This is a genomic window from Brasilonema octagenarum UFV-OR1 (genome assembly GCF_963888615.1).
GTDB classification, from domain to species: Bacteria; Cyanobacteriota; Cyanobacteriia; order Cyanobacteriales; family Nostocaceae; genus Brasilonema; species Brasilonema sennae.
This window is the reverse complement of record NZ_CAWPKW010000140.1, coordinates 1-9,176: the sequence shown is the minus strand read 5'-3', so window position 1 is coordinate 9,176 and position 9,176 is coordinate 1. Positions and strand designations below refer to the sequence as shown.

Annotated in this window: 11 protein-coding genes; 6 read left to right on the top strand and 5 right to left on the bottom strand. The window is 41.9% G+C overall.

The window, feature by feature from the left end; translation table 11 throughout:
• From AC5590_RS09595 to AC5590_RS09585, 3 genes are all read left to right on the top strand, one after another.
• Positions 1-282 (top strand): hypothetical protein (locus AC5590_RS09595; protein WP_211178754.1); only part of this gene is annotated, 282 nt, incomplete at its 5' end.
• Positions 283-435: 153 nt separating this feature from the next.
• The gene (gene acsF, locus AC5590_RS09590) at positions 436-1,512 is read left to right on the top strand and encodes a magnesium-protoporphyrin IX monomethyl ester (oxidative) cyclase (RefSeq protein WP_169268566.1); all 1,077 of its coding nucleotides are present in this window, start codon (positions 436-438) and stop codon (positions 1,510-1,512) included.
• A 156-nt stretch (positions 1,513-1,668) separates the two neighbouring features.
• On the top strand, positions 1,669-1,941 hold the full coding sequence (locus AC5590_RS09585; protein ID WP_498823096.1) for an SDR family oxidoreductase: 273 nt from the start codon (positions 1,669-1,671) through the stop codon (positions 1,939-1,941).
• Positions 1,942-1,970: 29 nt separating this feature from the next.
• On the opposite strand, the gene AC5590_RS09580 is transcribed toward AC5590_RS09585, so the two are convergent.
• The 5 genes from AC5590_RS09580 to miaB form a co-directional block, all read right to left on the bottom strand.
• A complete protein-coding gene (locus AC5590_RS09580; RefSeq protein WP_169268565.1) occupies positions 1,971-2,633 on the bottom strand; it encodes a hypothetical protein in 663 nt (220 codons plus the stop codon).
• 162 nt (positions 2,634-2,795) lie between these two features.
• A complete protein-coding gene (locus AC5590_RS09575) occupies positions 2,796-3,908 on the bottom strand; it encodes a D-alanine--D-alanine ligase family protein (RefSeq protein WP_169268564.1) in 1,113 nt (370 codons plus the stop codon).
• Between the two features lie 79 nt (positions 3,909-3,987).
• On the bottom strand, positions 3,988-4,830 hold the full coding sequence (locus tag AC5590_RS09570; protein ID WP_169268563.1) for a gamma-glutamyl-gamma-aminobutyrate hydrolase family protein: 843 nt from the start codon (positions 4,828-4,830) through the stop codon (positions 3,988-3,990).
• An 82-nt stretch (positions 4,831-4,912) separates the two neighbouring features.
• A complete protein-coding gene (locus AC5590_RS09565) occupies positions 4,913-5,368 on the bottom strand; it encodes a hypothetical protein (RefSeq protein WP_169268562.1) in 456 nt (151 codons plus the stop codon).
• A gap of 83 nt (positions 5,369-5,451) precedes the next feature.
• Positions 5,452-6,807 carry a tRNA (N6-isopentenyl adenosine(37)-C2)-methylthiotransferase MiaB gene (gene miaB / locus AC5590_RS09560; protein ID WP_169268561.1) on the bottom strand — a complete coding sequence of 452 codons (1,356 nt, stop codon included), beginning with the start codon at positions 6,805-6,807 and terminating at the stop codon, positions 5,452-5,454.
• 523 nt (positions 6,808-7,330) lie between these two features.
• On the opposite strand from miaB, the gene AC5590_RS09555 reads away from it, so the two are divergent.
• The 3 genes from AC5590_RS09555 (at position 7,331) to AC5590_RS09545 (ending at position 9,005) form a co-directional block, all read left to right on the top strand.
• On the top strand, positions 7,331-7,900 hold the full coding sequence (locus AC5590_RS09555; RefSeq protein ID WP_248277412.1) for a hypothetical protein: 570 nt from the start codon (positions 7,331-7,333) through the stop codon (positions 7,898-7,900).
• Positions 7,901-8,064: 164 nt separating this feature from the next.
• Positions 8,065-8,193: a hypothetical protein gene (locus AC5590_RS09550; RefSeq protein ID WP_256379283.1), complete on the top strand. Its 129-nt coding sequence runs from the start codon at positions 8,065-8,067 to the stop codon at positions 8,191-8,193.
• The gene (locus AC5590_RS09545) at positions 8,187-9,005 is read left to right on the top strand and encodes a DUF1822 family protein (RefSeq protein ID WP_348982782.1); all 819 of its coding nucleotides are present in this window, start codon (positions 8,187-8,189) and stop codon (positions 9,003-9,005) included. The genes AC5590_RS09550 and AC5590_RS09545 overlap by 7 nt, the downstream gene beginning before the upstream one ends.
• Positions 9,006-9,176: the final 171 nt, after the last annotated feature.

The window sequence follows — 9,176 nt, the reverse complement described above, 5'->3', positions numbered from 1 at the left end:
ATAAATTTCTTGGCTCAAAGTTCAAGTCCGTTAAAACGGACTCTTGTTAGTCTTTTAGTCCGTTTTAACGGACTTAAGCTATTAGCCTTGAACTTGAGTTCAAGGTGTGCTCACGTAGAGGTGCAACATCTGAGTTCACTGTTCACTGATTATAAAAGTAGTTCACAGTTAACAAAAGAAGTAGGGACAGATAGCTATCTTGGGCTTAGAGCAGAACTGAAGGAGACACTATCACGCTCGCTTGTTGGTCCAAACCATATTGATGACTACTTTAACCATTAAACTATCAAATCGTTGTGTAACTAGGAAACCGTTTAAATTTATTTAGATTTTCCGATTTATAAATCATTTTTTAAATTATTTTACTTTTGATAGATTTCAAGAAAAATTTATGCTTATATAGCTTTAAAAAGATAAATCGATTGAACGATTCTCATGGCTAAGTCTCTTCAAACTCCTGCGCCTGAGTTGCAAAAGCCAGGTGTGAAAGCGCCTGTGCAGGAAACATTGTTAACGCCCCGGTTTTACACGACTGACTTTGACGCTGTAGCACAGTTGGACATTTCAGCGGATGAAGCGCAGTTGAGAGCTATTGTGGATGAACTGCGGGCTGATTATAACCGCCATCACTTCGTGCGTGATTCTGAGTTTCAGCAGAGTTGGGATATGATTGATGGGGAAACACGCCGTGCTTTTATTGATTTTTTAGAACGCTCTTGCACTTCAGAGTTTTCTGGGTTTCTTCTGTTTAAAGAGTTATCGCGCAGACTGAAACAGCGAAATCCTCTTTTGGCGGAAGCTTTTAATTTTATGGCGCGGGATGAAGCACGCCATGCGGGATTTCTCAATAAAGCAATGGCGGATTTTAATCTCTCACTGGATTTGGGCTATCTGACAAAGAATCGTACCTACACCTTTTTTCCACCAGAGTGGATTATCTACGCAGTTTACCTGTCTGAGAAAATTGGCTACTGGCGCTACATCATTATGTTCCGTCACCTAGAGAAACATCCAGAGTTGAAATTCTATCCCTTGTTTGGCTATTTCGAGAGTTGGTGTCAGGATGAGAATCGACATGGAGATTTCTTTAAGGCGCTGTTGCGATCGCAACCCCAACTCTGGAACAACTGGAAAGCGCGTTTGTGGGTGCGGTTTTTCCTGCTGTCTGTGTTCGCGACTCATACTTTAACAGTGCTGGAGAGGGCGTCATTTTATCACTCTATTGGCATCAATGCATACCAATACAATATCCAAGTGATTGAAAAGACGAATGAAACCGCTGCACGGGCATTTCCTGTGATACTGAATACAGATCATCCAGAGTTTTTCCGGCGGCTGGAAGAGTGTTCGGATATTAATCTCAAGCTGACAACGATTAACATCAGCAATAGTCAAAAGATTGTCAAGTTCTTTCAAAAGTTACCCTTGATACTTTCAATCATCGGGCATTTGTTACGGCTTTACTTTATCAAGCCTATTGATGCTGAAGTATCTCGCCAAGCAGTTTGCTGAACTTTGTAGAAACATAAAGATGTGCTATTCGCCTACACTCAGTCCTAACTGAGATCTTGCACCATTTTCAATAACCGTAGGGTGGGCACTGCCCACAACGTAAAAATAAGGTTTTGAGCGAACTCTAGGCAGTGCCCAACGCCAGATGCTACCCTAGTGGGAACGGCCACGCCTTACGGCTATCGGGAAGCATCTGGCGTGGTTAGGTGTGTATTGGACGAAACTGCGAACCACTATATGTTTAATTTGGTGGTTCTACTTATCCGCATTAATGCTGTCAACCCTGGCATCATCAATACAGATATGATGGCCCGTATCACAGAGGAAAACGGTGATGCTGAAACTGCAAGTCAACAATTGACAACAATGATTCCAATGGAACGAATGGGGAAACCTGAAGAAGAGACTTTTAAGTCTGTTAAGCGTTAAGAGTTCCCTATTCCCTATTCCCTGCTATATTAATCTTTACGTATAATGGTTGACAATGGAGTATGTTTGCGCATATCCAACATATTTGCTAGAGATTCTTTACCCTGACTCGGCGAGATATTTTGTTCTGGTGGTAAAACTGTGACTACAGTTTCTGTTCGAGGAGGCATTATAATAACAGGCGTCCTTGGTATTGATGGCACAAAAGCTGGTACGTTCTTCTTGGGACGGGGTTTTGATACTGGACGACGTTTTGCTAAGCGTTTTTGATGGCGGTTAATGTTATTTGTGGCTTCTTGAGGCTGTGCCCGACGGTTTAGCAGTAGGAATATTATTAAGGTACCACTACCACAACTCAGAGCAATAGCAGCCACCATCCATAAAGGTGTAGGATTGATTGCTTTGGAGGGTGCTTTAATTGGTTTGATAATTTCAGCTTGGGCGATTTCTGCTTCCTCTGGTTGCATATGCCCCACATGACCCAAGCTGTACAAGGCAGCAGCAGTACTACCTATAGAAATCAATAACAACCCTGCTGGCAATAGCCAAGTATGATGTACAAGCAGATTTATCAGGAAATTTTTATTCCCTGTCGTTGGTGGAACTTTCTTCCCCGACTTGGGTACAGGTGCTTTTGATTGCGATGACTGCTGCTGTACACTCTGGCTATTTTCCATAGTTGCTTTGCTCATTTTAACCCTCCAGTTTTAGATTATACTGAAGGGTTAACCAGGATGTATCCGTAGAAAATTATATAGTTTCAGTATAGTTTCTTTAAAATACTAGTGACTTAATCTGATATTGGTTTCTACGCTTTTTGTACTTATTAATACTTTTTTAGAGAGGGCGGAAAATCAGTTTTCCTCTTGCGTTGTTGAGGAAGCAGAATGTCTTTCGAGAGCCAGTTGGATTAATCTATCAACTAATTGGGGGAAAGAAACACCGCTATGCGCCCAAAGTAAAGGGTACATACTTGTTGCTGTAAAGCCTGGTAATGTGTTGATTTCGTTAATGAAAACTTCTCCTGTAGCTTCGACGTAGAAAAAATCTACCCTTGCCAATCCAGCAGCGTCAACAGCAATAAAGGCGCGCATTGCCATTTCCTGAATTTGACGAGTGACAGCTTCCGGTACAGGTGCTGGAATCAGTAAACCTGCTTTTCCTTCTGTGTATTTAGTCTCGTAATCGTAATAATCGCTTGCGTAAGTAATTTCACCAATAACTGAAGCTTTCGGACTATCATTTCCTAAAACCGCACACTCTAATTCTCGTACGACAACTCCAGCTTCAACAATTATCCTTCGGTCGTAGCTGGCGGCGTTATCTAATGCTGCTTCTAATTCTGGTCTTGTTCGCACTTTGGCAATACCGACCGATGAACCTAAATTAGCAGGTTTGACAAAGCACGGATAACCCAAAGTCGCCTCAATTTCGTCACACAGTTTGGGGAAAACACAAGGATTCGACCAAATTTGCGCTCGATTTAACGCTTTGTATTTTACCTGTGGCAATCCCGCTTGGGCAAAGGCTGTTTTCATGGCAATTTTATCCATTCCCACCGCCGAACCCAACACTCCAGAACCAACAAAGGGAACCTGCATTAAGGTGAGTAACCCTTGTATTGTGCCATCTTCACCGTTGGGACCGTGGAGAATGGGAAACCAAACGTCTACTTCTGCAACTTGGGAAGGAGATTGCCAACGGCCCAGAACTTGATTTTTGGCAACTGATAATTGATCATTAGGTGTACTTGGCAATTGCAGCGGTGTTCCGGATTCCAAAACTTGTTGTGGCACATCTCCTGCTAGCCAACGTCCATCTTTCTGGATGTAGAAAGGCAAGATTTCATACTTATCAGTATTTTGCTCTGTCGTCAAGGCTCTGGCGATCGCCCGCGCTGAACTTATAGAAACTTCATGTTCTCCCGAACGACCACCAAAAAGCAATCCCACCCGCAGCTTTGTCATCGGAAATACCTCTGTCACGCCTCAAATTCAGATAGCGTAGCACAACTTGGCAAAGTTGCTCTATTTTTCTTGAGCGGAACTAAGGGTGTAGGGGTATAGGGGAGCCAGTACTTGATGAGGGTTTCCCTCCGTAGGTATCTGGCGTGTGTAGGGGTGTAGGGGAGGACAGTGCCCTTACACCCCTAATTTTAAGATTCTTCCGAGAAAGTGTTGATTGTACAAAACCCTGAAAAATTCGCTGATGATTGGGATCATTTGGAGAAAGTTCTGGATGCCATTGAACACCTATTGCCCAAGGATGATGTTCATGTTCTATTGCTTCAATCACTCCATCTTTCAATGCATATGCAACAGCATGCCAACCAGGCGGGATTTTACGTGCAGCTTGGTGATGAAATGAAACCACAGATATTTGAGTTTTTTGAATCAACTTTGCCAGACGGCTATTTGGATTGATTTTGATTATATGCTCTGTAGATTGCCACAGTCCTGGTTCTGGTTCTTGTCTATGCAAGACGGATGTACCGTACTTATCTGGTATATGAGGAATGAGAGTACCACCAGATACTACAATCAAGATTTGCAATCCTCTGCAAATGCCTAACACTGGTATGTGGTTATCTAGAGCAAAGCGTGCTATCTGGAGTTCAAAAACATCTCTGTGTGAATCCACCGAATAAATCTTAGGATGAAACGAGCCATTGTAAAAAACTGGATCAATATCTCCACCACCAGAAAGAATAAGACCATCAAGAGGCTCAAGGAGTTTTAGTGGATCAACCTCTGTTGCTGGCAAGAAAACTGGCACACCACCTGCGGCTTGTACAGCATTTGAGTAAGCACTGAGTGTGGATACAGCAGTTGCTTGCTGACGACCATAGGTTGTGATACCAATCTGTGGGGGTTTGGATTCTTGACTCATGGTTTTTGCAGACTCTATCACGCCTCAAATTCAGATAGCGTAGCACATCCGGGCAAAGTTGCTGTATTTTTATTTGTTCGCTCTAATATTTGTAAATAGCTCCATTTTTAGCTATGTTAATCACATGATAACCAGTAGTTTGAGCAGGCATAATTGTGACTGTGAGAACATTATTTGTCACAGAAGTTTCATATCTCAAACCCCCTGCGTCTTGAGTTGCAGCTTCTTGGGAAGGATCGTAAACGGCAATGTTAACTGGTAGGAAAATATTTTTGAGTTGTGTATTAGCTCCCACAGATAAGTCGCTATCCGCGCGCCCATCAAGAAAATTGTATTTCAAAGCAGACTTTGTTTGATTGACTAGGACAACTGCAAATGGGCTTTTTGGATTGACTCGTGCGATCGGTTGCCAATAGCCAGGTTGATACGTGCGTGCAGGTGGGTTTTGTGGTGTATTTTGAGCTAGGACTGGAGTAATCCCTATAGCCAAAAGAACTCCTATTACAAACTTTAACTGTCTCCAAGTTAGTTGCTGCATACTTACCTGTTCACTAAAATAAAAAATGCATGTTCCGAATATTTCGACGTAATTAGGACTTACAGGTTCTCTAACGCTGACAGCTAGCAAACCAAAACCGGAATCTCCTCACCTGTTAAGCTAAAAGCACGAACTTCGGTAATTTTTACTTGAACCAACTTGCCCTTAAGTTTATTGATATCACCAGTGAAAAACGTGAGACGGTTTCCACGGATACGCCCCATAACTTGGGTTTTGTCTTTGGTGTTTTGATCTTCGACTAGGACTTCTTCAGTGCGTCCCATGTAACGTTGCGATCGCTCGGCTGCTTTGATACCAACAAGATGATTGAGTTGTTGTAGGCGATCGCTCTTAATCTCTTCACTCAATTGCTCATCCCAAATTGCGGCTGGTGTTCCTGGACGTGGAGAATACGCTGCTGTATTCAACAAATCAAAGCCAATATCATCTACCAATTTGAGAGTATTTTCAAACTGTTGTTCTGTCTCACCCGGAAAACCCACAATTGCATCAGCACTAATCGACGCATCTGGCATATACCGCCGAATTGTATCGATTATCCGGCGATATTTCTCATGAGTGTAACCCCGACTCATGCGCTTTAGAACTTCGTTATCTCCAGATTGGAAGGGAATGTGGAAGTGTTCGCACACCTTGGGTAATTCCGCGCAAGCTTTGATCAGGCGTTCAGTGAAATAACGCGGGTGAGAAGTCGCGAACCGAATTCTCTCAATTCCTGGCACATCATGGACGTAGTAAAGTAAATCTGTCAAAGTGTTCAGATGACGACCTTCTGGCGTGACTCCTGGTAAATCTCGCCCGTAAGCATCAATATTTTGACCGAGTAAGGTTACTTCTTTATAACCAAGCCGCCCGATTTCTTCTATTTCCGCGCGAATTGCTTCGGGTGTACGGGATTGCTCAACACCGCGTACATTAGGAACCACACAGTAAGTGCAGCGTTCGTTACAGCCGTAAATCACATTTACCCAAGCTGTTACGCTGCTATCCCGTCGCGGCTTGGTGATATCTTCCATAATGTGAACGGGTTCAGTTGCCACAACTTGGTTGCCGTCAAACACTTGTTGTAGTAAGTCTTGCAGACGATTAGTGTGTTGCGGTCCCATCACCAAGTCTAACTCTGGCACACGCCGTAACAGTGCTTCGCCTTCCTGCTGCGCAACGCAACCTGAAACAACGATAGTTAAGTCTGGTTGTTCATGCTTACGCTTTGCTTGTCTACCAAGATAAGAATATACTTTATGCTCGGCATTATCTCTGATTGTACAGGTGTTGTAGAGAATCAAATCTGCTTGATTTGGGTCTTCTGACCACTCAAAGCCCATGTCTTCTAGGATGCCAGCCATACGTTCTGAGTCGGCTTTGTTCATTTGGCAACCGAAGGTGGTGATGTGATAGCGACGGGATGAAGTGGTCATGGTAACTTACAAAGGGAATGAGATCGCGAATTGCACTAATGAAGATTATAGATTTTCGTCGCTAGAAATAATGTAGGTTTGTACTACATACAATATTATTCTTAATTTTGCGTAAAAACTCCCCGTCTCATTCGTAGAAGGGTTTGAAGTGGTACGGGAGTGAAATTATGATCCATTTAGAAAAATTATACTTTATAGATCAAGCTTCTTACTGCCGAATCGCCAGAAGAATACCTAATTTAACGAACCGCCAAGACGCCAAGAACGCCAAGAAAATCAAAAAGAAGATAGGTAATCTTGTACCAGGAAGAGAGTAGTCCCGAATCGCCGGAAGAATACTTATTTTTGAACCGCAGAGGCGCACCAGAGCACAGAGAGAAGAGTAAATTCTTGCAGATAATCTTAGACCACCGAAGGGAGTAATATCTGGGACATTTAGACGTTACTCTGATCGCGTCATTGTATATTGTTTCGATACGTTACAACAAATTACCGAACTTTTGGAGTTAAGCAGGAGGTTTAGATGGATGAAGATGTTTTAGATTATCAACTGCGACAGTTAGTAAAGGAAGCACAACTACATCCGCCTAAGAGTCGTGAACGACGCAAAGCGTTGAATCAGTTAATCAAAAAAATTCAGGATTCCGGAAAAATAACAAGACTTCCAACATGGAAAGATTTTCCTAATTTTCAAGATATTTATGACGAAGCACTAGGAAAAACCTGGATGAAAATTTGCGAAAATATCCAGACTTACAATCCACAACATCCGGTTATGGCTTGGGTAAATCAAATAATGAACTCACGGTTTTTTGAGATTCTCAGACAAGCCAGACGACAACAAGCAATCTTCTGTCTGGATGAATTATATAGTTTGGAAGTTGGTTTTGATAATTCGGCGAAAGGGCAATTGTCTAGAGTTCGCAAAGAGCTACAAGAAAAAGAAATATCTCAAACCCATGAAAATAGCGAAAATCGTTTAGTTAGAGAGTTTATCAAAGATGATCCAGAAAGGATTTTACAGAATACTTACATCGTAAATGACATAAATGCCAATTTACAACGAATTTTATTAATGAGATTAGATGCATAAGAGTGGAAGTATATATCTGAAAAATTAGCTCATCCAATACCAAGACTTTCTGAGCTTTACCAGCGGAGTCTAAAAAAGCGTAAGATTATTGATTATTTTCGTAAATATTTACAGTAGTTCACAATCATTCACTCTTTGCACTTCAACATTAAGGATAATTAATTATGAACGCTAACGCTGAACAAATATCTTTTAGAGTACCTCTAAGTTTCGAGGCACATGGTAAAGCAGAAAAGCACCGCAAAGGGATATCTAATCCTATAGAGCTAAACAAGTCTATCTCAATATTTTAGCTGTATATGCAGTCGATTATTATCTTCGCTGTATGGGTTTTGAAACCAATCAAGAAGAAGAGGATAATTACAATCCTTGGATGCAGAGTTTAATAGATGTGGCAGATTTGAAAGTCAAAAATATTGGAAAATTAGAGTGTCGTCCTGTTTTATCAAATGCAGAATATTTGGAGATTCCACCAGAGGTTAGAACAGATAGAATTGGCTATGTAGCTGTGCAGTTGAGCGAATCTTTAAAATCAGCGACGATTCTAGGTTTTACAACTCAAGCTGTAGCTAAAATTCCTCTTAGCCAGTTGCAATCTGTAGAGGATTTGCTCGATTATTTGACGGATAAAGAACAAGCAGCAACAGTTAGTCTTCACCAATGGATCAAAGGAGTTGTTACAGAAGGCTGGCAAACAATTGATGAAATTTTACATCCTCAACAAATTGAATGGATGGGGTGTAGAAGTTTCAGTATCACACGCGGGAAAAAAATTGATTTGGGCTTGGAGTTAAATGGCGAATCTGTTGCTTTGATTGTGACGATCGCAGCGGAAAATCAGTCAGCAATAAAAAATCAAGATGAAGTTAACATTTTGATACAAGTGTCTCTCCCCAAAGATGAGTATATACCTGGGGCAAATGTGTATATATCTGAAGGATTAAAAGTGGCTGTGATTGACGATAAGGGAGAGGAAGTTTTAGATACGACTTCTCGGCAGAATGATAATTGGATTGAAGTCGAATTTAGCGCCGAATTTGGGGAGAAATTTAGTATTGATGTGATTTTAGGAGAGTCGAAAGTAACACAAGAGTTCGTTGTGTGATAAGTCTATTGCGTAGGGGCGATTCCTAGCCCCTAAGAGGGGCGCTACGCAAACGGAGAGCTACGCTTAACGCTCATACTGTTCTCGCTTTTCTCCTCACCCTCGCTTTTAGCTGCGCTAAAATCTTTCCCTCTCCTTAGCAAGGAGAGGGATGCCCGACAGGGCAGGGTG

Coding starts and splice junctions, on each gene's coding strand:
- acsF (WP_169268566.1), top strand. CDS start 436: ATGGCTAAGTCTCTTCAAACTCCTGCGCCTGAGTTGCAAAAGCCAGGT.
- AC5590_RS09580 (WP_169268565.1), bottom strand. CDS start 2,633: ATGAGCAAAGCAACTATGGAAAATAGCCAGAGTGTACAGCAGCAGTCA.
- AC5590_RS09575 (WP_169268564.1), bottom strand. CDS start 3,908: ATGACAAAGCTGCGGGTGGGATTGCTTTTTGGTGGTCGTTCGGGAGAA.
- AC5590_RS09570 (WP_169268563.1), bottom strand. CDS start 4,830: ATGAGTCAAGAATCCAAACCCCCACAGATTGGTATCACAACCTATGGT.
- AC5590_RS09565 (WP_169268562.1), bottom strand. CDS start 5,368: ATGCAGCAACTAACTTGGAGACAGTTAAAGTTTGTAATAGGAGTTCTT.
- miaB (WP_169268561.1), bottom strand. CDS start 6,807: ATGACCACTTCATCCCGTCGCTATCACATCACCACCTTCGGTTGCCAA.
- AC5590_RS09555 (WP_248277412.1), top strand. CDS start 7,331: ATGGATGAAGATGTTTTAGATTATCAACTGCGACAGTTAGTAAAGGAA.
- AC5590_RS09550 (WP_256379283.1), top strand. CDS start 8,065: ATGAACGCTAACGCTGAACAAATATCTTTTAGAGTACCTCTAAGTTTC.